21 protein-coding genes, 1 tRNA gene and 1 pseudogene are annotated in these 23,909 nt (G+C 43.3%); 15 read left to right on the forward strand and 8 right to left on the reverse strand.

What is annotated here, in order from left to right:
- Nucleotide 1 precedes the first annotated feature (1 nt).
- From ugpC to AB4589_RS20855, 3 genes are all read left to right on the forward strand, one after another.
- Nucleotides 2-1,255: a sn-glycerol-3-phosphate ABC transporter ATP-binding protein UgpC gene (gene ugpC, locus AB4589_RS20845; RefSeq protein ID WP_372101611.1), complete on the forward strand. Its 1,254-nt coding sequence runs from the start codon at nucleotides 2-4 to the stop codon at nucleotides 1,253-1,255.
- Nucleotides 1,256-1,311: 56 nt separating this feature from the next.
- The gene (locus AB4589_RS20850; RefSeq protein ID WP_371703918.1) at nucleotides 1,312-2,031 is read left to right on the forward strand and encodes a glycerophosphodiester phosphodiesterase family protein; all 720 of its coding nucleotides are present in this window, start codon (nucleotides 1,312-1,314) and stop codon (nucleotides 2,029-2,031) included.
- A gap of 181 nt (nucleotides 2,032-2,212) precedes the next feature.
- Nucleotides 2,213-2,950, forward strand: coding sequence for a sulfite exporter TauE/SafE family protein (locus tag AB4589_RS20855; protein WP_372101612.1), 738 nt, complete (start codon nucleotides 2,213-2,215; stop codon nucleotides 2,948-2,950).
- A gap of 91 nt (nucleotides 2,951-3,041) precedes the next feature.
- Here AB4589_RS20855 and AB4589_RS20860 read toward each other — a convergent pair whose 3' ends face one another.
- From AB4589_RS20860 to AB4589_RS20870, 3 genes are all read right to left on the reverse strand, one after another.
- Entirely contained in the window at nucleotides 3,042-3,815 is a 774-nt protein-coding gene (locus tag AB4589_RS20860) for a murein L,D-transpeptidase family protein (RefSeq protein ID WP_372101613.1), read from the reverse strand.
- Nucleotides 3,816-3,817: 2 nt separating this feature from the next.
- Entirely contained in the window at nucleotides 3,818-4,300 is a 483-nt protein-coding gene (locus AB4589_RS20865) for a GNAT family N-acetyltransferase (protein WP_009846299.1), read from the reverse strand.
- Nucleotides 4,301-4,511: 211 nt separating this feature from the next.
- Complete coding sequence (locus tag AB4589_RS20870; RefSeq protein WP_372101614.1) at nucleotides 4,512-5,288, reverse strand: glycosyltransferase family 25 protein; 777 nt, start codon at nucleotides 5,286-5,288, stop codon at nucleotides 4,512-4,514.
- 599 nt (nucleotides 5,289-5,887) lie between these two features.
- Between AB4589_RS20870 and AB4589_RS20875 the strand changes: the two genes are divergently transcribed.
- From AB4589_RS20875 to AB4589_RS20895, 5 genes are all read left to right on the forward strand, one after another.
- Nucleotides 5,888-6,868, forward strand: coding sequence for a Gfo/Idh/MocA family protein (locus AB4589_RS20875; RefSeq protein WP_372101615.1), 981 nt, complete (start codon nucleotides 5,888-5,890; stop codon nucleotides 6,866-6,868).
- Between the two features lie 163 nt (nucleotides 6,869-7,031).
- Nucleotides 7,032-7,193: a hypothetical protein gene (locus AB4589_RS20880; RefSeq protein WP_009846296.1), complete on the forward strand. Its 162-nt coding sequence runs from the start codon at nucleotides 7,032-7,034 to the stop codon at nucleotides 7,191-7,193.
- Nucleotides 7,194-7,540: 347 nt separating this feature from the next.
- Nucleotides 7,541-8,173: a glutaredoxin 2 gene (grxB, locus tag AB4589_RS20885; protein ID WP_372101616.1), complete on the forward strand. Its 633-nt coding sequence runs from the start codon at nucleotides 7,541-7,543 to the stop codon at nucleotides 8,171-8,173.
- Nucleotides 8,174-8,485: 312 nt separating this feature from the next.
- Nucleotides 8,486-9,163: a hypothetical protein gene (locus AB4589_RS20890; protein ID WP_017101757.1), complete on the forward strand. Its 678-nt coding sequence runs from the start codon at nucleotides 8,486-8,488 to the stop codon at nucleotides 9,161-9,163.
- A complete protein-coding gene (locus tag AB4589_RS20895; protein ID WP_371710331.1) occupies nucleotides 9,163-10,335 on the forward strand; it encodes a trypsin-like serine protease in 1,173 nt (390 codons plus the stop codon). The genes AB4589_RS20890 and AB4589_RS20895 overlap by 1 nt, the downstream gene beginning before the upstream one ends.
- Before the next feature lie 167 nt (nucleotides 10,336-10,502).
- On the opposite strand, the gene AB4589_RS20900 is transcribed toward AB4589_RS20895, so the two are convergent.
- Nucleotides 10,503-11,336, reverse strand: coding sequence for a pyruvate, water dikinase regulatory protein (locus AB4589_RS20900; protein WP_009846294.1), 834 nt, complete (start codon nucleotides 11,334-11,336; stop codon nucleotides 10,503-10,505).
- 180 nt (nucleotides 11,337-11,516) lie between these two features.
- Between AB4589_RS20900 and ppsA the strand changes: the two genes are divergently transcribed.
- From ppsA to AB4589_RS20930, 6 genes are all read left to right on the forward strand, one after another.
- Nucleotides 11,517-13,889, forward strand: a complete 2,373-nt coding sequence (gene ppsA, locus AB4589_RS20905; RefSeq protein WP_371710330.1) for a phosphoenolpyruvate synthase — start codon at nucleotides 11,517-11,519, stop codon at nucleotides 13,887-13,889.
- 211 nt (nucleotides 13,890-14,100) lie between these two features.
- A complete protein-coding gene (locus AB4589_RS20910) occupies nucleotides 14,101-15,438 on the forward strand; it encodes an MATE family efflux transporter (protein ID WP_372101617.1) in 1,338 nt (445 codons plus the stop codon).
- Between the two features lie 489 nt (nucleotides 15,439-15,927).
- Complete coding sequence (locus tag AB4589_RS20915; protein ID WP_017101763.1) at nucleotides 15,928-16,593, forward strand: transcriptional regulator; 666 nt, start codon at nucleotides 15,928-15,930, stop codon at nucleotides 16,591-16,593.
- A 24-nt stretch (nucleotides 16,594-16,617) separates the two neighbouring features.
- Nucleotides 16,618-17,001: a RidA family protein gene (locus AB4589_RS20920; RefSeq protein WP_012601059.1), complete on the forward strand. Its 384-nt coding sequence runs from the start codon at nucleotides 16,618-16,620 to the stop codon at nucleotides 16,999-17,001.
- A gap of 37 nt (nucleotides 17,002-17,038) precedes the next feature.
- Nucleotides 17,039-18,445, forward strand: coding sequence for a cation:dicarboxylate symporter family transporter (locus AB4589_RS20925; RefSeq protein ID WP_372101618.1), 1,407 nt, complete (start codon nucleotides 17,039-17,041; stop codon nucleotides 18,443-18,445).
- A gap of 77 nt (nucleotides 18,446-18,522) precedes the next feature.
- Nucleotides 18,523-19,845: a CoA-disulfide reductase gene (locus AB4589_RS20930; RefSeq protein ID WP_372101619.1), complete on the forward strand. Its 1,323-nt coding sequence runs from the start codon at nucleotides 18,523-18,525 to the stop codon at nucleotides 19,843-19,845.
- A 508-nt stretch (nucleotides 19,846-20,353) separates the two neighbouring features.
- Here AB4589_RS20930 and AB4589_RS20935 read toward each other — a convergent pair.
- Nucleotides 20,354-20,779 (reverse strand): hypothetical protein, encoded by a 426-nt coding sequence (locus tag AB4589_RS20935; RefSeq protein ID WP_371701338.1) that lies wholly within the window; start codon nucleotides 20,777-20,779, stop codon nucleotides 20,354-20,356.
- Between the two features lie 153 nt (nucleotides 20,780-20,932).
- Between AB4589_RS20935 and AB4589_RS20940 the strand changes: the two are divergent.
- Nucleotides 20,933-21,076: pseudogene (locus tag AB4589_RS20940) on the forward strand (IS110 family transposase); the annotation flags it as partial.
- Between the two features lie 139 nt (nucleotides 21,077-21,215).
- Here the strand turns inward: AB4589_RS20940 and AB4589_RS20945 are convergent.
- From AB4589_RS20945 to AB4589_RS20955, 3 genes are all read right to left on the reverse strand, one after another.
- Nucleotides 21,216-21,983, reverse strand: a complete 768-nt coding sequence (locus AB4589_RS20945) for an alpha/beta hydrolase family protein (RefSeq protein WP_371701336.1) — start codon at nucleotides 21,981-21,983, stop codon at nucleotides 21,216-21,218.
- A 385-nt stretch (nucleotides 21,984-22,368) separates the two neighbouring features.
- The gene (locus AB4589_RS20950; protein WP_372101620.1) at nucleotides 22,369-23,625 is read right to left on the reverse strand and encodes a tyrosine-type recombinase/integrase; all 1,257 of its coding nucleotides are present in this window, start codon (nucleotides 23,623-23,625) and stop codon (nucleotides 22,369-22,371) included.
- A gap of 85 nt (nucleotides 23,626-23,710) precedes the next feature.
- Nucleotides 23,711-23,801: transfer RNA gene (locus tag AB4589_RS20955), tRNA-Ser, on the reverse strand.
- Nucleotides 23,802-23,909: the final 108 nt, after the last annotated feature.

Genomic DNA, 23,909 nt, shown 5'->3' on the forward strand with positions numbered 1-23,909 from the left:
TCTGACTGGAGCAGATCACCTGCCTTCTCACCAAGCTATCCACAAAAATACAGAGGACACCCCGATGCCAAAGCTAAAACAAACGTTAGCGCACAACCAAGCCATTCACGATCGTACGCGCAAAGCTCCCATCATGCTGGGTATCAAGAACTTGGTAAAGACGTATGAAAACGGCCACCAAGCCGTCAAAGGAGTCTCGCTTGATATCGATGAGGGTGAGTTCCTTGTTTTGGTGGGTCCTTCTGGTTGTGGCAAGTCTTCTATCCTACGTTCCATTGCGGGTTTGGAAAGCATTTCTGGTGGCGAGATTCACTTAAGTGGTCGCCGTGTTGATACAGAGAAACCTGCCCTGCGTGATATCGCGATGGTCTTCCAGAATTATGCGCTCTACCCGCACATGTCGGTTTACAGAAACCTAGCTTATGGCTTAAAGAACCGAGGTGTTAGTCAGCACCTTATTGAAGAGAAAATTGAGAAAGTCGCCAAAACGCTGAAAATCGAAGAATACCTAGACCGCAAGCCAGCCAAGCTTTCGGGTGGTCAACGTCAACGTGTTGCTATGGGGCGAGCGATTGTGCGCGACCCTCAACTTTTCCTGTTTGACGAACCTTTGTCTAACCTAGATGCCTCACTGCGTGCTCACATGAGATTAGAGATCAAAAAACTGCAACACGAACTTGGCGTGACCAGTGTTTACGTGACTCATGACCAAGTCGAAGCCATGACACTGGCTGATAGAATCGTGGTGCTCAACAAAGGCCAAATTGAACAAGTCGGCACACCAAGAGAAGTCTACCACCAGCCTGCCAGCACCTTTGTGGCAAGCTTTATTGGCAGCCCTGCAATGAATTTTTTACCAGCAACACTCGATGACGGATACCTTGAGATTGGTGATCAGCAAATGTACTTACCCGAGTACGCCCACGTAAAAAATACAGCTATCACACTTGGTATTCGTCCAGAGCACTCTGAAATTGGTTCAGAATTGATGATGAATACCTTGCCTCTTGAACTGCGTATCAGTGTGGTTGAGCCTTTGGGTCCAAATCAATTGGTTCATGGTCTGGTGAACGAGCAGCCCTTCATTGCAGTAACACCCGAAACGACACTGTGCCAAGCCGTCCCCCTAGCGCTAAGAATCGATAAATCCAACCTGCATATTTTTGACAATCTTGGCAAACGCATTCACCCAAATAACTTCACATCACAGGAGTCACACGAAGATGCGACAAGCTTAACGACGGCTCTCGCTTAATCGAGTACACTGATATTTAATGCGTTTTTACGGTGCGTCTTTAAGAGGGATTAATTATGTCGTCTATCATCGTAGGTCATAGAGGTGTAGCAGGTACTCACCCAGAAAATACCAAAGCAAGCATTGAACAAGCGGCGAAACTCGGTTTGAAATGGATTGAAGTTGATATTCAGCCCACTCAGGATGATCAACTTGTGGTTTGTCACGACCACACGCTTGAGCGCTGCAGCGATGGCAAGGGTCGTGTCGACGAACATACCCTTGCAGAACTGCGTCAGCTTGACTTTGGCAGTTGGAAGTCTGAGCAGTTCGCGGGTGAGAAAATACTGACGCTGGAAGAGTTGCTCGCGCTTGTTGAGCTGTATGATCTCAGCGTCAACCTAGAAGTCAAAGTCGATAGCCGACATCAAGCTCCTCATGTCGTTGATTTGCTGCACACCGAGTTGATCCATTCAAATCTAGACACCCACAGAGTTTTGCTTTCAAGCTTCAGCCATCAAGTCGTTGCTGAAATCGCTCGTCATTTACCTAGATACCGTGTCGGTGTGATCACAGAGCAACTGACTCAAGATGATCTTATGCTGATTGATGAGGTTAAAGCGTTCAGCTGTCACATGAACTACGAGCATCTGAAGCAGAGCGATCTTGATACACTTGGTGAAGCAAACATTCAAACATGGTGCTACACCGTCAATGATCCGTCTCGCTTCAAATTTCTCTCAAAAGTAGATGCTGTATTTACTGATTTTCCGAATCAGTTCAATCCTATAAATTGAGCTCGTAAATACCGCAAAAATAGCCCCGATAAACTTTAAATAAACTCCCGGGATGCCTTAAAATTAATTCTCGGGAAACCATAAAATTAAGTAGCAAACACAAGTGAGTAGGAGTACATTCCGCTACTCACTTGGTTTCATCGCTCGTTCTATTTAGACAGCTTCATTGGTTACTTAATTTATGGATCTCATTTTTAGTCCAACCTTCCCAATTTTGGGTGCAATCTTCATTTTCGCCGCTATTGTTCGTGGCTTCTCAGGTTTTGGTTTCACCTTAGTGGCATTGCCATTGAGTGCGTTATTCGTGCCTGTTATCGAACTGGTTCCTGTTTTCATGCTGATCGACCTGTTAGGCAATATCCAATTGCTGCCGAAGGTTAAACATCACGTAAATTGGCGATGGGTTTCAAAGGTATTTATCCCCTGTTTGGCCTTCACGCCCGTCGGCTTGCTGTTGCTCAAATCCGTTAGCCAAGACACGATCATCTTGATCATCAGTGCCTTCATTCTTGGGTCAGCAATCATGATCTACAAAGGGTTCCAATACAAAAGCGAACCTAGATTTGCTCCCTATATTCTAGGCAGCCTTGCGGGGATAATGAATGGTGCAGCTTCCATGTCTGGCCCTCCGGTTGGCACGCATGCATTGGCAAGTCCTGTCGCACCACACATTGCCAGAGCAGGCCTGATTGCGTTCTTTGTACTAGCTGATTCCAGCGCCTTTGTTACGGCCTCTATCGCAGGGTTAGTCGATCGTGATGTGGTCTGGCTTACTCTAGCACTCTTACCAAGCAGCATGTTTGGCGGCTATGTCGGTTCGAAATTGTTTGAGAGGTTTGGTGGAGCGAAGTTCAAGCCTGTCACCATTGCATTGCTGATCGTGATTGCGATATTCAGTGCAGGTCGAGTCTTACTTTAACTGGCTTTAGCGGTTAATTTCGGAAGTTGGTTTCGCGAATTGACTGCGCGAATAGATTCCGAAAGTGATTAAGAAAACTGGGTACCAATGACTACCATTCGATATGGATAGGGGTACCCATTTTTACGAGTTGAATGAACTCATCCATATCTTGATTGGTTAGTGCAATACAACCATCCGTCCAATCAAAGCTTTGAATAAAACTAGGCGAACGGCGCTCACCATTTTTAATACCGTGGATCTTGATATTCCCTCCAGGGTCGACATCATTTTCTTCAGCCCACTGCATATCCGAAGGTTCCGGGTAGCTGATATGCACCGAGCGGTGAAAATCCGATTCTTCCATCACATAATCGAGCTGGTATTCCCCTTCAGGTGTTCGGTTGTCTCCTTCAAAACGTTTATGCCCTTTCGGTTGTTTCCCTAACGCAATACGAAACTCTTGAATGACCTCATCACCCTTAAGTAGGTACATTCTACGTTTCGATTTATCAACTTTGACTAAAGTAACCACTTGCGACAGAGAGTCTGCCTCAGAAAAGGGACCGGTTAGAGTGTAAGACTGTTGAGAAGAGCTTTGAGGGGGACGTTTAGATGAACCTTGAGACAGCTGGGCAACTTGTTCGCCAGAGTTACTGCTAAGAACATCATCCACAATAATCACATGTTTGGAATTTGAGATCACTGAAGAGGGTGAGTTAGAGGAAGACGTTGAGACACGCTGAGAGTGAGCCGGTTTCGACTCGAATACAATGGTTTCGATTGCCGTCGCGTCAGAAATTATCTTTTCAACCACAACCTTTTCAGCTTGCACACTCGAAGCTACAAACAGTAAACACAGTAATAAAGGCAAAAATAGACGCACCTTTAGTTCTCCTCAAAGCGCATGGACATGGTTCGTGATTGAGTTTCCATGCCTAACGACTCATAGAAACCCTTAGCTTGCTGATTAAACTCCATCACTTCTAACCTAAGCTCAATAGCACCGCTCGCTTGCGCCCACTGATTAAACGATTTCATCAACGCTTTGCCGACGCCTTGGCTCTGAACCTGATCGTTTACCACAATCGTATTCACTCGCGCTATTTTGTGAGACTGAATGAAGCTTACCCCTTTATTCTGCGTTACCTTCCCCACCAAGAAACCAACAACCTGTTGAGCGTCAACCGCAACTAAGAAAGTGCCAACCGGATCAAGCATCAATCCCAACCAATATTCTTCACTATCAGCCAAGCCATGAGAAGCGGGAGCAAATACTATAGGGGCACCAAGATGATGTTGACGATTTATTTGCATAGAGAGCTCTAAGATCGAGCTAATATCAGTTACCTTAGCGTTCCGGATTTGCATATCACTACCTTTTTAAATTCAATAACACCTTAGCAAAAATAGCTTAGCTGTGCACCGTCCTACTCTTTTAACAAAACTTTCGAGCTAGAGCTTGATACCACTAATTACATGACACGATAACGAAGAACAGCTCCCAATTGGGAGCTGTTCTTATATCTAAATCTCGGTTCGTTCTAAACGAATGACGTAAAATCAATCAGATAAGAAACGATTAAAAACCGTTAAACATTTTGGGTCTGCTTTTTTTGATTATTACGGTATAGGTCAAATTGAACAAACCATTCATAGCGACATCTCTAAACTTACTTAAGAATTTTAGAGTTTTAATACGGAGTGATTTTTTTGTTCTAGAAGACCGATTCCCAATGACTGAGCCACCTTCTCCCCCGGTTAATCCTGCAGGAGATATTCCGTAAGTTGGTTGCTTATGAAGCCATACATTTCTAATAAATACATCTACTGGGTAGAGGAATCGTTCACTTTTTTCTATAAAAATTTTCGCCACATGCGGTGTGATCATATAGGCAGTGGTGCATAGTGGTGTTTTAATATGTCGCACTAGACTTTGTTCGTCATCTAGGTTTTCAACAACATAGTTATACTCTCTTTTGTTAGAGTAATTTTCTAACCGAATATAACCACACTCTTCAATATGCTCACTGGCGTGCTGAACCGTTTTTTCGAAGACATCAACATCAACCATTACATCATCTTCAAAGATAATAATCGGCTGGTTCAGTTCAATACACTTTTCCCATGCCAAATAGTGGCTACTGTAACAACCAATTTCACCAGGAACGGCGACTCTTCCATTCAATGCATAAAAGGCGGCTTCATCATAACGATTCATCAAAGGGTGGTCTTTAGATAAGCTAGCATCAACGCCACTCAGCTTTTCTATGTCTAATTTCTTAATATTTAAAAGTTGTTCTTGGCTAGATAAAAATCGCTCTGACTTTCGCTCCAACGAAATGATGATAGACTTCACAGTAAAAAACACCCACTAATAATTTAACCCATAAGAAATTAATATAAATATCAACAAAAGTAACCCCCCTATCTCTCATAATTAGAACCAATCTAAAACAAATGTTGTTCATTATTCCAATTATGTTCAACTTCGTGACTCTGTAACATAAATTGGTTCCAATCGATAACATTTATTGTCTTAAAATGTTATCAATTACTAAACAAAATGATATTAAAACACCATAGGTTAATTACGCGATTGCATATAAATGTAATTGCACATCAATTCAGCTTGTATAATATTTCTTAAGAATTGACGAGAGGATATAATCAATAGATCTTCATTCTTTGGGTATTGAGTCTTTTATATTAAACACTTCCAATAAACCACCAATTGAGAGAATACAATCGTTCACTGAAACTAACCTGCACCTCCCACCTCAGAAACAACACAACAAAAGACTTTATTATGATGCTCTACAAAGCTCAGGTTTAGGCGAGTTAATATTAATATCAGGCTAAAGATCGTGGAAAATTGTTCCACAAATCTCGGAAACAATGCTAGCCATTGAGTGCTACTATCTTCATAGAATTAATATACTAACTATTGGATACCTTATGATTAAGTTCGCTGTAATTGGAACCAATTGGATTACACAGAAATTTGTTCAAGCTGCTCATGAGTCACAATCAATGCAGTTGGCTGCTGTTTATTCACGAAATCTGGCCAGCGCGGCACAGTTCGCCCAAGAATTTAACGTTGAAACGACGTATGACTCACTCGACGCATTGGCAAATGACAACACAGTTGAAGCCGTGTACATCGCTTCACCAAACTCACTGCACTGCGAGCAATCTATCTTGATGATGGAACACGGCAAGCATGTCATCTGTGAGAAGCCTGTCGCATCGAATATTGAAGAAGCAACACACATGTTTGAGGTCGCTCAGAAGAACGGTGTGGTGCTGTTTGAGGCGTATAAATCTCAGTATCTACCGAACTTTGAGCAAGTTCAACTCGGCTTAAAAAAGATAGGCAAAGTGCATAAAGCGCACATCAACTACTGTCAGTATTCATCGCGTTACCAGAAATACCTAAACGGCGAGAACCCAAACACCTTCAACCCAGCTTTCTCTAACGGTTCATTAGTCGATATTGGCTTCTACTGCGTAGCCGCGACTTCTGCTCTGTTTGGTGAACCTGAGAATGCGCTGGCTTCGGCAAAGCTACTTGACTCAGGTGTGGATGCGCATGGCTGTGCGATCTTCCAGTATCCAGAATTTGATGTAACCCTTGCGCACTCTAAAGTCAGCGACTCTTACGTACCAAGCGAGATCCAAGGCGAACAGGGATCGATCATCATCGATCACATTGCAGAATGCACCGACGTTAAGATTCGCTATCGTGATGGCACGGTAGAAAACCTAACTCAAGCACAGAGCGAAAACTCCATGAGTTACGAGGCCCAAGCCTTTGCAAACTGCATTGCTGGTGACAAAAGCACCCAAGCTCAAGCCCAACTGCGTGCTTTAACCGTTGCCAAGTTAATTACAGATATGCGTCAGCAAGTTGGTGTCATTTATCCCGCCGACAAATAACACCCCAAGCATGTTAACCAACTGATTTTTAAGAAATGCCGATTTATGCATAACTAAATTTAATCTTTACGACAAATAACCGGATTAGTTGATTGGGATACCATCTGTTTAAATCCGCGTTCGATATCTGTCGTATTTATTTATTTTATTGAAGGTGTGTAAAGTGTTTTCAGTTGATGATCGCGTTGTTGCAACAAAAGGTGTTGAGCTAGGTGAAATGGTAGTAATTGGCCTAAGTGCTGGTGGTGGCTACGTTCATGTTACAACAGTAGAAGGCGCAATAATGACGCTTACTTACCCTGCAAAAGACCTTAAAAAAGCATAGTTTAACCGCTCCGCTCTTTTAGTAGTCACTCTGCTAAAGGTAACAAAATTGAGGCTTTGGCTGACTTCATTCTTCTGCATTAGAGTGAGCAGCCAGAGCCTTTTTTGTGCCTGTGATTACCCACCAGCTTCCCCACTAATTTACTCATTACAATAACGTCCAATCCAACGGACAATAGAATTCAGTAAAGAGTATCTACACTAAATACTTATTGTCTGGTAGTGCATACTGTTTATTAGTGCTAAGCGTTTACTGGAACTTGGCATTTATTGATGCTTAGTATTCGTAAGAGTTTCTGGTACATTAGCATTATCTTATACTTGTAATGACCATAAATGAGGGAAGCTATGAAGCTTTACATTTACGACCACTGCCCTTTCTGTGCAAGAGTTGCCTACATTGCTCAATCTCTCGGCTTGAACATCGAACTTGTTTCTGTGGATTATGATGATGCCCAAACCCTTATCGATCTGATCGGTAAAAAAATGGTGCCCGTCTTACAGAAAGACGATGGTTCTATCATGGCCGAAAGCCTAGACATCATTGCTTATTTCATGGATTTGAAATCAAATGATGCGCAACGTGAACCTTCAGAGCAGGCTACTCTTTTCCAAAGCCGATCTTTCCCTCTCACTCAACAGATCGGACGCCCACGTTGGTGGAACCTCGACTTGGCTGAATATCGTTCGGCTGGAGCAAAAGAAGCTTGGCGTGTTAATAAAGAGACCGAAGGCTTTAATTTTGAAGAGCTCTTAGAAAAGACCCCACAATACGTTCAACTGATTAACCCATTGCTGAAAGATGCAGAGCTTCTATTGGAACTAGAGAATGGTGAATCATCGCTACCTTTGGTTGATCAAGCTCTTTATTTCTCAATGCTTCGCGGTTTCTACGTAGAGCCAAGTATTGAATGGCCACCGGAACTTGATCACTGGATGGAACGCAAAAGCAAGGAGCTTGGTGTCGGGCTGCTTAAATAGACTAAAAACCGAAGCCTAGCGCTTCGGTTTTTATTTATGTTTCAAATTGATTTCTGACCCGTCCTAGATAAAGCGGACAATGCCCAATCAGAAAATTGGAAAGTAGCATGAATCAGAACTCAAGAAGCCGAGAAACGGTTTGAATGGGATGAATCAAAATTGTCTTAGATATATAGATCGTCAAATTCCCATCACGACATCATGGCGCTATTTTTGATCTTTATTCAATAAAAATAGACACTTACAAACCGCTTACATTTACCTCATAATTACCACATATAGTTCAGTAACTTTATATAAAAGGAACTGACAATGAGGCTTAAACTTTTATCACTTGCTTTGATTTCCGCCGGATCAATTGCATCAGAAACAGAAACACTTTCCAATATTTCTACAGAACAAAGCGAAACGCTTTTAGTCACATCAAAATTTCACGGATACAAAACAGAGAATGATAGTGAATTTAGATATGTTGATACCGTTGATTTAAACGGCATAGATTGGGCTTTTTGGTACGGTGAAAACCGTTCACAATCAAAGCCAAAAACAAACCTTATTAGCGATGTAAAAACATTTGGTGAGTTTGAATTCCAAGCTCAAAAACCAGCTCACGGCAATGAATACTTATGGAACAGTGGCAGCTCTAGAGATTTTCTGGGCGAATCAAATCATGCCATTCTCGTCAAGCATGGAGGTGGCTTTGAGTTTACCGTAAAGCCCGGCAAGGCTGGAGAATTCAAGCTAGATCTGTATACACATAACTGGCTTGCTATGTCAGAGTTCACAGCATGTTTGAAAAATGACTGTGTAACCATTACAAACTACTACCCATCGCACATATCAACTACAAAGAACAGTGTCGAGTTTTCAACTAATACGACAACAGATGAGCTAACAATCACATATAAAGCAAAGAACGATCAATTCAGCTGGAAAGATAACGACCCTTACCATGCGCTAGAAGCAATCAATTTAAGTGAGGTGAAATAATGAAAAAGCTATTAATTGCAACGGCGGTTTTAGCCTCATTTTCTACAAACGCTGGTTTGACCCGATTTGATCGATCAGTTCAACAACACAAAGAATTTGCATTGCAAACAAAGTTTGATTTTGCTTGCAAGATGAATGTAGGTTCAGCAACGCTAATTGATCCGTTTTGGGTCATCACTGCAAGCCATGTAAGCGGCTCGAAATCTGACGGGTATCAAAACACTGTGACCTGTTATTCATACGAAAAAGACGAAAACGGCGTTTATCAGCAGATAACGCACAAGGTTGCGAGCACGAATCCGGTGGGTCAATTTGGAGAATACAATTTCCCGTATAAAAATGATCGCGGTTTTGGTGATTTCGCCCTTGTTCGACTAGATACGCCGATCACAGAAATCGAGCCAGCAAAACTACCTAAAGAGGGGATGTTTGATTACTCGAAAGTTTACCAGGTTAATCAAATTGGTTACGGCAATTACAACCACAGAAACGGCGGAACTAAACAGGTAATGCACAGTGAATATGAAGATCGCTGGCTTGCTGAATATTCATATGATTTCCGTACATTAGAAAAGACGGACTTAAACTGGCTTACTATTCATGGTGATTCAGGTTCAGGCATCACCATTGAAAAAGACGGTGAACTTTACTTAATCGGTGAGATTGGTTTGCAGTATAGCACCAGTGAAATCGGCGGATGGACTGATACATTTGATGATGTGATCGCGCGTTTACCATTCATTCACAAGACGATGAAAGATCATGGCTTTAGCTATGCCGAGCCAATTGATTTTGACGCTATCAAATGGACGCCGGAAACACAAAACGATATTGATAACTTGCATGCATTTTATTCTTACTGGCGCGCTAGCAACGTTGATTTCAATGAAACAAAATGGCTAAATGATGGAAGTATTCAAAGCGCGTTCTATGCGACAGAGAGCGATAGCTACACGATTGAAACAGTAATAGAAAAAGGGCAAAAGCCTTTTGATGTATTTATTGATGGCCGACAAGTTGCTCACAATGTAGACGCAACTGATCAGGCTTTGAAACTTACTCTAAACGCATTTAAAGCAAAAGGCGATTTAGTGAAAGTAGAGTTTAAATTGATTGAACCAGGTGAGAACTTAACTATAGATCATTTTTTGGTTAAGTCGGTTGAACAGTAATATTTGATGATTAGCCCCAGCCTTATGGCCGGGGCTTTTTATTAAAATACACTTAACTTGGGTTTCACGTTTACGGCTTTATCAGAAATAGGTTGTTATTTTCAGGGACGCTGATGAAATTGCCACCTCGAATAAAGCAGCAAGATCGCTAGATCACAAACGAAAGATCAAAGAAGTCGGCGTCGCAAACCTGTACGTTCCAAGATTCGTGTCGAAATCTCTTCAACAGACAGTGACGAGGTGTTGATGTATGGAATGGCTTCACGTCTGAACAAACCTTCTACCGTTTGCAGCTCATACAAACATTGAGAGTCACTTGCGTACTCGCTACCTGCCAATCGATTTTCACGGATCTCGGTCAGCCTTTCCGCATCAATCGTCAAACCAAACAGCTTATGACGATATATCTCAAATTCCGGTAGCAACCTTAAGCGAGCAATATCATCATGGATAAACGGATAGTTTGCGACGCGTAAACCAAACTGCATTGCCATGTACAAGCTCGTTGGCGTTTTACCGCTACGAGAGACTCCCAACAAGATAATGTCTGCCTCTTCCAAGCCTTTTAAAGTAATGCCGTCGTCGTGCGCTAACGTGTATTCGATAGCAGCAATACGGTCGAAGTATTTGTCCGAGTCTTTATTGACGCTACGAGAACGCTGCAGCTTCGGCTTAGGCGCCATTTTCGTATCATCTTGCACTTTCTGCACGATACTCTCTAACACGTCATAACAATGCGCAGGCGCATCTAACAGCTTCAGTTTTATCTCCGGTATCACAATCGAGAAAAAGACCAAAGGTTCATGGCCTGTTGCTCGATATGAAATCTCGATCTCTTTCAATAAATCAGAAAGTTTGTCTTCACTTTCGACAAACGGGAAGGTTTTTTCATTAGCTTCGAATGGGAATTGACCTAGAACAACATGCCCTAAAGTCTCACATGTTATGGCCGTTCCATCAGAAACATAGAATACATCACGACTTTGGATATCAATTTGCATTTTTTATTTAATGTTTAAAATTATTTTGAGTAGGATGGGAACCATAATATATATATAACGAAACCCTGCTGACTATTACGTCCCCCACAGCTTTAGAAAATAATTTACATTTTTTTAAACTGATACGTAATCGTTTGCCTTTAAATCCCTACAATGCTTGCTATGTTTCTGGAGAAATAAATGCAAAATAACACCCTATGGTTCAATGGCCTTTCCATGGAAGATGTCGACAAAGTCGGCGGTAAGAATGCTTCACTTGGTGAGATGGTTTCTAACCTAGCCAACGCTGGCGTATCAGTACCTAATGGTTTTGCTACCACCTCTTATGCGTTTAACAACTTTCTTGACTACAAAGGTCTTGATGAGCGCATACACCAACTCCTTGATGAACTTGATGTTGAAGATGTTGACGCACTGCGTAAGACAGGTGCAACGATTCGACAATGGGTTCTAGACGCACCCTTCCCAGAATCACTAGAGCAAGATATCCGTGATAACTACCGCGAACTGATTGAAGGCAACGAAGAATTGTCTGTTGCGGTTCGCTCATCGGCAACAGCTGAAGACCTTCCAGATGCTTCTTTTGCAGGCCAACAAGAAACCTTCCTTAACGTGAAAGGTATCGATGCGGTTATCGAAGCGACTAAACACGTGTTCGCTTCTCTGTTTAACGATCGCGCTATCTCTTACCGAGTACACCAAGGCTTTGATCACCGCGGCATTTCATTGTCTGCGGGCATCCAGCGTATGGTTCGCTCAGACAAAGCCTCTTCAGGTGTGATGTTCACGCTTGATACTGAATCAGGCTTCGACCAAGTGGTATTCATCACCTCTTCTTGGGGCTTAGGTGAAATGGTCGTGCAAGGCGCGGTGAACCCAGATGAGTTCTACGTTCACAAGCCAATGCTAGAAGCGGGTCACTACCCAGTGGTTAAAAAGACGTTTGGTTCTAAGTTGATCAAGATGATCTACTCAACCAACCAAGAGATCGGCAAGCAAGTTGATATCATCGACACAGATACTCAAGAGCGTAACGAGTTCTCACTGAACGATGAAGAGATCAAAGAATTAGCAAAGCAAGCGATGATCATCGAGAAGCACTACCAACGTCCGATGGACATTGAGTGGGCAAAAGATGGCATCGACGGCAAGCTTTACATCGTTCAAGCTCGTCCTGAGACAGTATGTTCTCAAAGTGACCAAAATGTCATTGAGCGTTACGAGCTAAACACCAAAGCAGATGTCTTGGTGGAAGGACGTGCTATCGGTCAACGTATTGGCTCTGGCCCTGTTCGCTTGGTTGACTCTCTAGACCAAATGTCACTGGTTCAAGAAGGCGACGTGCTGGTAACTGACATGACAGACCCGGACTGGGAACCTGTGATGAAGAAAGCCTCTGCGATTGTGACTAACCGTGGTGGCCGTACTTGTCACGCAGCAATAATTGCTCGCGAGCTAGGTATCCCTGCAATTGTTGGTTGTGGTACCGCGACAAACAGTCTGAATGACGGCGACACCGTAACAGTGTCATGTTCAGAAGGCGAAACAGGTTACGTTTACAACGGCGAACTCGACTTTGAGATCAAACGTTCTGAGGTTGATGAGCTACCAATGCTGCCAACTAAAGTAATGATGAACGTGGGTAACCCAGATCGTGCCTTCGACTTCGCTCAAATCCCGAATGAAGGTGTTGGCCTTGCTCGTCTTGAATTCATCATCAACAAGATGATCGGTATTCACCCTAAAGCTCTGTTGAACTTCGATGAGCAAACAGATGAGATCAAAGCAGAAATCAACCAGCGCATCCGTGGCTACAAAGATCCTATCGATTTCTACGTAAGCAAGCTAACAGAAGGCATTGCGACTATCGCTTCTGCATTCTGGCCTAAGCGTGTGATCGTACGTATGTCTGACTTCAAGTCGAACGAATACAGCAACCTTGTTGGCGGTAAAACGTTTGAACCACATGAAGAGAACCCAATGCTGGGCTTCCGTGGCGCATCTCGTTACATCTCTTCAGTATTTGAAGACTGTTTCGAGCTTGAAACTCAAGCGCTAAAACGTGTTCGTAACGAAATGGGACTGAAGAACGTTGAAATCATGATCCCATTCGTTCGTACCCCGAGCGAAGCGGCATCGGTTATCGATATTCTGGCTAAGTTTAACCTACGTCGTGGTGACCAAGGTCTGAAGGTCATCATGATGTGTGAGCTTCCATCCAATGCGATTTTGGCTGAGGAGTTCTTGAAGTACTTCGATGGCTTCTCGATCGGTTCAAACGACATGACCCAACTGACACTTGGCCTAGACCGAGATTCAGGTGACGTTGCGCACTTATTTGACGAGCGTAATCCTGCAGTTAAAGCGATGCTGAAAATGGCTATCGATGCCGCGGCGAAAGCGGGTAAGTACGTCGGTATTTGTGGCCAAGGCCCATCTGACCATGACGACCTAGCCGAGTGGTTAATGGAACAAGGCATCAGCTCTGTTTCACTAAACCCAGATACGGTTATCGATACTTGGTTGAAACTGGGTAACGTTGCGAATAAGTAACGCTTAGCGCCAACAAGTAGATACAACGAAAGTAGATATAACAAAGCCAGTCATCGCGACTGGCTTTTTTGTTCACCGAAAGCCAACAAAGATAACCTGCCTAGCATAACAAACATTGGTATCGCGCTGACCTTACGTTATCCTTTACACAATTCTTCATTGAGAGGTTTGTCACCAATACAAGCCTAACTTCAAGACCGATAAGAGTGTTATGAATTCTACTACCGCAACTCCCTCGCCTTCTCTTGGCCGACAACTCTATACAATGACATGGCCAATGCTGTTTGGGGTGCTTTCTCTAATGAGCTTCCAGCTTGTCGACAGTGCTTTTATTGGCCAACTGGGCGTACTGCCGCTCGCTGTTCAAGGTTTCACGCTTCCAATACAGATGATCATCATCGGTATTCAGGTCGGGTTAGGTATCGCGACAACCGCGGTAATCGCGAGAGCCATTGGCGCGAATGAAACGCGCTACGCTAAGCAGCTTGGTGGATTAGTGATTGCGATGGGCAGCGTGAGTGTCGCGTTTTTCTCCGTCATCATCTATCTGCTGCGAGGGCCAATTTTACAATTGTTGGATGCGCCACCGACGGTATTACCGATCATTGATTCTTATTGGATCTATTGGCTAGCCAGCTCTTGGACAGGTGCACTGCTCTACTTTTTCTACAGTGTGTGTCGTGCCAATGGTAATACCATGCTGCCCGGTTCAATGATGATCGCGACTAGTATCATCAACTTAATATTGGACCCGATTTTCATCTTTATGCTCGACATGGGCATCAATGGAGCCGCCATTGCGACCATCTTGGCGTTCGGTGCGGGTATATTTATCGTTGCACCAAAGGTCACCAAGAAGCATTGGATGACCTTCGACTGGCACGACCTCGACATCAGCAAGAGTGTTCGCTCCATTGGTAACATCATGGGGCCTGCGATGATCAGTCAGCTGCTGCCTCCTGTTTCATCCATGTTCGCCACTAAGCTGCTTGCTGGCTATGGCACAGCTGCCGTTGCAGCTTGGGCATTGGGTTCACGTTTTGAATTCTTCTCGATTGTCGCTGTGCTAGCACTAACGATGTCGATGCCTCCGATGATTGGTCGCATGTTGGGAGAGAACAATCTCGAAAACATACGTAAGCTCGTTAAGATTGCGGTCATGTTTGTATTGGGTTTCCAGTTGGTGATCGCACTAGTGACTTGGTTATTCTCTGGCGGACTAGCAAACCTAATGACCAGTGAAAGCGAAGTCTCGACGATTTTAAACTATCACCTACTGATCGTACCTATTAGCTTAGGGCCATTAGGAATCTGTATGCTGATGGTTTCTGTCTCTAACGCATTAGGCAAGTCCTATACCGCCTTGACGATTTCAGCGCTGCGCCTGTTCGCCTTCTTCTTACCTAGCTTGTGGGTTGGCTCTCAGCTTGCGGGTATTGAAGGCCTATTCTGGGGCGCAATGACAGGTAATGTGCTTGCCGGCACCTGTGCATGGTTTATGTATCAGCGCGCGCTAAAACAAGTCGAGCTTAAACTGCCAAGCGAATAATCAAACAGAACACTCCAAAATAAAGCAGCAACTTCAGCTGCTTTTTTAGGATCTAAATCCTAGCTTGCATCCTATTAAAAAGCTGTTTTTTGTGAATTTAACTCTCTAATACAACCTCATTTTCAATTAACCACCTATCTTTACTCACCACCACATTCGCAAGGTAAATGCTTGATTGCCATGCATTTACAATACCAATCAATTCAATTTTTTGCCTTTCCTTATAACTTGTCCTAGATCATCAAAGGGTTCAAAAATGCAACCTTTGGTTTTAAATATGTAAACCTTGATGCGGTTTAAGAAATTAAACCTCATTTGGCTATCTTTAGTGATCTTGTTCAAATTCCGCTCGTGATATAGGTCTAAACCTTACGATTTGTTGATGTTTTGAACGTTCACTTCAGGTTTACAGAAGTTTACCGCACCTTGTGGGAATACCACCAAAGGAGTAGATTTCAGTCATTGAGTTCAAAAATGTAAACCGAAATCATGAATGTAAAACAAGTTCGATTCACCGATGAAGACAGAGAATGCTTAAGCAATTACTTCCGCTTAGCAGACACTATCGCCGATTTGATTGGTCCTTACTGCGAAGTGGTCATCCATTCATTTGAAAGCTTAGAAAACTCAGTCGTGAAGATCGTCAATGGTCATCATACGGGTCGTGAAATTGGTTCACCGATCACCGATTTAGGTTTACGCATGTGGAGCACGTTCGAGAAAACTGGCGAAGTTTCTCCGAAGAGCTATTTCACCAACGCAGCAGATGGGTCCCTACTGAAATCAACCACCTGTGTGCTGGCTGGTCCACAGCAAAAACCTATCGGCATGCTGTGTATCAACATGAACTTATCTTTCCCATTCCCAGAAATCGTCAAAACGTTGATGCCGCAGTGCAATGTGCCGCAAACAATTGTAAGCGAGACATTCAGCAACAATGCAAACGACGTCATTCAACAAGCATTGAGTTCAGCCATTAACGAGGTTGACCAAGACGAGTCGGTTTCCTTCAAAGGTCGTAATAAAGCCATCATCCGTTGCTTATTTGATAACGGCGTATTTGAGCTAAAAGAGACGACTACACAAGTATCAGAGCAGCTTGGGATCAGCCGTCAGGCGGTTTACAAGTTTATCCGTGAATTTAAATCAGAATAAAACCAATAATTTAGGAGTTACATCGTGAAACAGATCATTGCCACTGAACAAGCACCTGCAGCTATCGGCCCTTACTCACAAGGTACGTCTTACGGCGACATGGTTTATACATCAGGCCAATTACCTCTCGTTCCAGAAACCATGAAGTTTGTCGAGGGCGGCATCAAAGAGCAGGCTCGTCAATCTCTTGAGAATTTGAAGGCTGTTTTAGAAGCAAGCGGGGCTGGCTTAGACACAGTATTGAAGACTACCTGCTTCCTATCAGACATGGAGAACTTCGTTGCCTTTAATGAAGTGTATACCGAGGTGTTTGGGACTGAGAATGCACCTGCTCGCTCTTGTGTTGAAGCAGCACGACTACCAAAAGACGCACTGGTTGAAGTTGAAGCCATCGCATACAAAAAATAACCGATTTAGGTATTAATGGGTATCATAGGAGATTCTCATGAGCGTTTCATTTATCGCATTAAGCGTACTGTTCTTTGGGTTCTGCGCACTGCTGTCGAACTTCAAAAAGCAAAAGAAAAGTTTTAACTTCCGCGTACTGAGTGCGCTTGCTGCTGGCTTGTTGTTCGGTGGCGCAATTCAACTTGTTTTCGGTGTCGGCAACGTTGCGACATCTGGCTTTGCTGAACTGATTTCCGTATTCGGTAAAGGCTACATCAAACTTCTACAAATGATCGTTATCCCACTGGTATTCGTGGCGATGATCTCTTCGATCATGAACGTCGAAGGCGGTGGTGCGCTATCTCGAATCGCACCAAAAATCATCGGTATTCTACTTTTCACTTGTGCAATCTCAGCAGCCGTTGGTATCGCAAGTATTTACCTATTTGGTATCGATGCGAACGCGCTAGTAAGCACAATCGGCACAAACAGTGCGATTGAAGCTCGCGGTGATTCACTGGTAGCAACACAAGATGCAATGGCGAGTAGTGGTCTGTCTGGTATGGCTCTGTCTATCATTCCAACCAACATCTTTGACATGCTAACGGGGTCTCAACGTACTTCTACGTTATCAACTGTACTGTTCGGTATGTTCCTTGGTTACTGCATCCTTCAAGTGAAAAACCGTAAGCCAGAGAAAGTACAAAACTTCGTTGATTTCATCAACTCTGCAAAAGAAGTGGTGCTTTCAATGGTACGTGAAATTCTGAAGCTAACGCCTTACGGTGTATTCGCTCTGATGACTACGTTCATGATGACCAACGACCTGTTCGCACTAGCAGAAATGGGCCGCTTCCTTCTAGCAAGCTACGTAGCAATTGGCGTTATGTTCGGCATCCACTTCGTGATGGTGTCAATGTTCGGCCTTTCTCCTGCCAAGTTCATGAAGAAAATCTGGCCAGTACTCGTGTTCGGTTTCGGGTCTCGTTCAAGCATGGCAGCTATTCCACTAAACGTTGAAACACAAACTCAGCGCCTAGGTGTAGACGAAGAAACAGCAAACATGTCAGCGACATTCGGTACTAGTATCGGTCAAAACGGTTGTGCCGGTATCTACCCAGCAATGCTAGCAATCATGGCGGCACAGGTCATGGGCATGCCTGTAGACTTGAGCTTTATCCTGCAACTGATAGCTGTTATCGCGATTGCTTCATTCGGTATCGCAGGTGTTGGTGGCGGTGCAACGTTCGCAGCAGTAGCGGTACTGACCATCATGGGTCTAGACATCACAGTAGTCGCGATTCTAGTGTCTATCGAAGCGCTAATTGACATGGCTCGTACTGCGCTGAACATCTCAGGTTCTATGTTGTCAGGCGTTCTTACAGCGAAGAAGAATGGCTCATTGGATACTGAACAATACGACGCTGACGTTACAGCGACAGTATCAAAAGAAGCAGCAGTATAATTCTCAAACTTAATTAAGAGCACTCCACATGAGTGCTCTTGTGTTTTTCCTGAGTTCAGGTTATTTAGGTAGTAAATATGAAAGTTGTTGTTATAGGCGGTAGCGCCGCGGGTATGAGTTTCGCAGCAAAGTACAAACGTAATCAACCATCAGACGAAGTCATCGTTTTAGATAAGCGTAGCTACATCTCTTTCGGAGCCTGTGGCCTACCTTACTTTGCAGGCGGCATGTTTGATGACACCGAACGGATGATCTCTCGTACACCAGATCAAGCCATAAAATCAGGCTTAGATGTACGTGTAGAAACAGAAATGGTGTCGTTCGACCGCACTGAAAAACACATTACGGTGCGTCACAAAAATGAAGAAAGCGTCATCGGTTACGATATGTTGGTCATTGCAACAGGTGCGCGACCAATCGTTCCACCATTCGGTGAATTCAATCCAGAACACGTATACACACTAACAAGCATGGAAGATGGCTTAGCAGTCAAACAAGCGCTTAAAGACGATAGTAAACAACGCGTGTGTGTCATTGGCGCAGGCTTTATCGGCCTGGAAGTATTCGATGCAGCGCACGGCTTAGACAAACACGTGACGATCATCGAACGTGAACAACACATCATGAGCCGTCAGTTCAGCCCAGAGATCATTGAAGTTGTCGAAGGTGCAATTCGTGAATCCGGTGCAGAGCTAAAAACCGGTTGCAGCGTGTCTGCGATTCGCGATGCCGAGCAAGGTGGTTACATCGTAGAAACCGATAACGGCAATGTCGAAGCGGATGTCGTGATCCTGTCACTCGGCTTCAAACCAAACACGGAAGCATTCGAATTACCAAAGGCTCAAAATGGCGCGTTGCTGGTGAATGAATATGGTGCCACTGAAGACGCTTACATCCATGCTGTAGGTGACTGTGCCGTCGTACATCATATGGCACTAAGCAAACCCGTTTATGTTCCTCTAGCAACCACAGCCAATAAGCAAGCGCGTATGATGGCTGACAAGCTAGCAGGTAAAGATACCTATATGTCAGGCTTCTTAGGTTCGTCTTGCTTGAAAGTACTCGATTACGAATTGGCGTGTACCGGCGTATCTGAACTTCTAGCGAAAGAACATAACTTGGATGTGAAAGTATCGACGATTTCAGATAAGAACCAAACCGATTACTACCCAGGCCAAGAAGACATCAAGGTGAAGTTGGTTTATCACCCAGAAACCAAGGTCCTTTTAGGTGGTGAAATCGTAGGTAAGAAAGGAGCCGTTGGCCGCATTAACGCACTGGCCGTAGCGATCACAGCCAAGATGACTACTCGACAACTAGGCTACATGGACTTCTGTTATGCCCCACCATTCGCACGTACATGGGATGCTCTAAACGTGGCAGGTAACGTAGCAAAATAACGAGTGTAAGTTCTGAAGAGCGTACAGTTAAAACATCAAAGCAGAGCCTGAGCGCTCTGCTTTTTTAATGCCTTAACTCTACGAACCTTATAACTAGATAAGATAACGACTTATCTAGTATTTTTGAGTTCTCTTTTGCAAATTCAAGATGTAAAAAAGCCCGCTGATTTCTCAGCGGGCTTTCTAATGGTGGTGGAGGGATAGGGATTTGAACCCAACCACCAAAAAATTAAATGCTTATTTTACAATTGGTTAATCGAGTTATCGAAAATCATTTTAATCGTTTGTCTTGTACAGATTAAACCTTACTTCACCGTTTAACGTCAAGATATATCAGATTGACATGTTAGTAAGTTAGGGCGGAACGTTATTAACGTTGCCCTTGCTTGGAGAAAAACACTCAGGCATACGTCCTTCTAGAGTAAAACACAAAATTTACTTATAGAGAGGCTCGGCCTGTCAACTCTCGGGACTTAACGCTGACTACGCAGCGCTCAATCCTAATTTGTTATGCATTTCTTCCAAGCTCAGAATCTGGCCCCAACTTACTACTAAAAACGAACATACAACTAACTAAAATGCCTAACTCAAAAAGCTGACATAGAAAAGATGCCACCTTAAACACCAGACCAGTTTCCATCCAAGGCGTCGCTATTTCGATTAGCACAGCGGCTAAAACCAAAGTATACCCAATCCGTTGATGCCATTTACCTAACACTGGCGAAAAATGGTGGAAAGCTAACAAGTAGAGCACCGAAAAAAAAGGCATTATAAACCAGGTGAAAGACTCAAAAATTTCAACCAATGAGCTACCACCTTCACCCAAAGTCGCCATTAGTATCGGGATAATAAAATTGAGTAGCATATAAAGACACGGATATATAAGAATACCCAAGGCAAGATACTGGACTGATTTTTTAACTCTACTTTCCACTTGTACTACCTTCTCAAGTTGGAGTAACGCATAACAAATGATATGGACTCCCTCTACCTGACACTCGGCGCGCCATACTTACTCAGTAAACGCTGAAGAACTGGAGGTTACTATGTCCACCATTCAAACTATTGGCGTGACCTCACCAAGAATATGTTCAGTATTCACTGTGTCGATGCATATGGCAAGTGTGTCCTACGCAAAAATATCTAAAGAAACAAAATCTTAAATACATTAGCTAAGTTTCCGCCTTGCCTCATCGGTATGGAGGCGTACTCTGGTGCACATCATTGTGCGTGAGAGCTCAGCAAATGAAATTTTTGGACAAATGTATTTCAGGTGTGTTGCTCCAAACCGTTTCGATCAGATAAGAAAAAGTATCTAGGATACATTAAATTGTGTATGGCTGTTTATTTCTACAGATGTACTTTTTAGCTTACAAATTTTTATTCAACCATTTCACCGTGTGATCTCGCATATCGTTGGAAAAGTAATGCGATTCCTCAACTAAATTGAACTCAATTTCAGTATTGTTTCTATCGTATTTACTCTTCACTTTTTCATAAAAGTCCTTCGCGAAATTAGCAGGAACCCAATCATCTTTCTCACCATTTATGATCAGCATAGGGCGGCTTTCATTTTCTATAAGGTACAAACATGGATCAATCTCTGCCATATACCTAATAGCTAACTTCTCATCATCACTAAGAGTCTTATTAACTGAATCGGCTTCTAAGGCGAACTTCTCCAAGCCGACAAAATCAGGAGAGCCGAGAATTGATACCGCAACTTTAATCCGTTTATTTTTGGTCAAAGAATAAAATGTGGACATTGCCCCCATAGAGATACCCACAACCGCAATCCTCGATGGATCAATCCTAACGTCTTTCTGATAATGCTCAATGAGTGTATTTATGTCATCTGAATTCTGCTTGATCACCCCCGACATTCTTTTGATAAATCTCGAATGACTACTAACGTTTCGAGCATTACCATCATCTCTTTCGCCGTGTTTATCTGCATCAAAGCAGATAACCGAATAACTCTGAAGAGCCAAATTTAAAGCTAGATTAGAGCCTTCATATTTATCATTGCTCCAACCGTGACAGATGATGACTAAAGGATTATTTACCGACTCTTTTTTACAATAGAGCAGATACGTAACCTTACCGATCTTACTTTTTTCTACTACAACACCTTCCATGAACGCCCCTTATATTTCAATATATTCGTTTATGAGCACGATAAACCGTTAAGCTTCAGAAAACAGCTAAAGCTGATTAGACGGCAAATTATCATTCTTTATCTTTTTTGTGCAACTGAATTTATATCAACATAATTGACAGCATGCGAATAAGTAAAGGATTTACCGAACAATGGGGCATTTCTGAGTCAGGGCTGTCTGTCGGGTTGGCTAGTTTCATGTTGGTGTTCATGGCTAGCCATGGTCGGGAGTTAAGAGGTTCGCCTCTTGCCCACAGCTCACGTTCATCTTTTGCGAAGCAAAAGTGTGACGGGAGCGCAACGGGTTGCTATACCGTCTCACTTTTTAGTGACACGGTTTTTGTCGGTTTACTGCCAAGCTTATTTTACTGAGATGTGCTCAACTGAAAGCTATTCACAGCATCAACCAACTCTTCTGGGGATAGCCGTTTCGCATAATGTCCGTAGGTCATCGTATTGTGTTTATGCCCAATTATCTGAGCGACCACATGCTCTTCGATGCCCGCCTTTTGCAGTTCATCAACAACGGTATGACGGAATGAATAGGCTGTTGGGCGTTGTCCCGCTTTGAAATGACAGGCATCAAGAACATCACCAAAAACGTCACGGTAATCTTTTGACCAATCCAAGTCGTCTCCACGGGGAACTAGGTCAAAAAGCTGAATAGCACCTTGTTGTTTTCGTTGCTCTACATAATCAAGAAAGCGTGATTGAAGCAACTTCTGGTGTATTGGCACAACTCTGTTGGAAGCCGCATTTTTTAGGTGTTGGTTTTCCGCATCATCGGAAAAGTGGATACAAGGGGTATGACCTAACGTGATGTCCTTGATGCGAAGTTGACAAGCCTCTGAAGGGCGGCAGCCTTGATGCATCTGTAACTTGGTTATCCAGTCAAATTGCTCACCTTGGTCACTATAGGCATGACTAGAGAATAGTTTCTTCAGCTCTATCGCTTTCCAACGCCTACGCTGAGTTGAGCTATTTGTATTTTTTGGTAGCTTCACCACCATAAATGGATTAGTTGCTATCAATTCTTTTGCCACACACCAATTAAAGAACTGCCGATTTGCGGCCAGATAGTCTTTTAAGCTCTTATGGCTAAGCTTACGCTGTATCAGCTCATCTCTGTAAGCCATGGCAAGGCTGTTACTTGGCTTTTCTTTCCCTTGGCTTAATAGATAGTTTAGAAAATCACTACAACGCTGCTGGAGCTGTTTAATCGTCAATCGGGTCACATTCTCAAGCTGCTTCGATTCAATGAACTGAACCAGCGCCTCTTTTCCAACACTTAGTCTCGGCGCTGTTGCCTTTGCTTCTACGGCAGGTCGCAGTATTGGTGCATTCGTCGTTGTCTCTGGTTGAGAACGATAACTTTGACGCAACTGATTAATACTATGAGTAAGCTCAGCTTTGAAATCGGCAAAACTTAATGCAGTGACTTTGGCTCTGTCGAAAAGAGCATGGAGTAATTGAACCTGTTCGATATTTCTCAGGTAAGCGACTTTACGTTCACGAGTTAGAAGAGAGAATTTAAACTCTTTGGGATAACCGCTGCTACGCAGTGAAAGTGGGGTGGCGATGCGTGTGTAGTATACGCTATTTGGAAGTCTCAATAAGTACATCTGTGCTACCTTTCTGTGCAAGATGATTTTCGAGGCTTTAGATACGAAAAAACCGCTGTAAAAACAGCGGTTTAATCTTTAAGAGTGGTGGAGGGATAGGGATTTGAACCCTAGAACCGCTATTAACGGTTGCCGGTTTTCAAGACCGGTGCTTTCGACCACTCAGCCATCCCTCCAGCAAATTGTCACTAAAATCAGTCTTACTTGTACGCTGCTTTTAGTTTTGCTTTCAGTTTTTTAAAACTGAAAACATAAAGAAAGCCTGGCGATGTCCTACTCTCACA

Origin of the sequence: Vibrio sp. 10N.222.49.A3, from assembly GCF_041475145.1 — a bacterium.
GTDB lineage: Bacteria > Pseudomonadota > Gammaproteobacteria > Enterobacterales > Vibrionaceae > Vibrio > Vibrio tasmaniensis_A.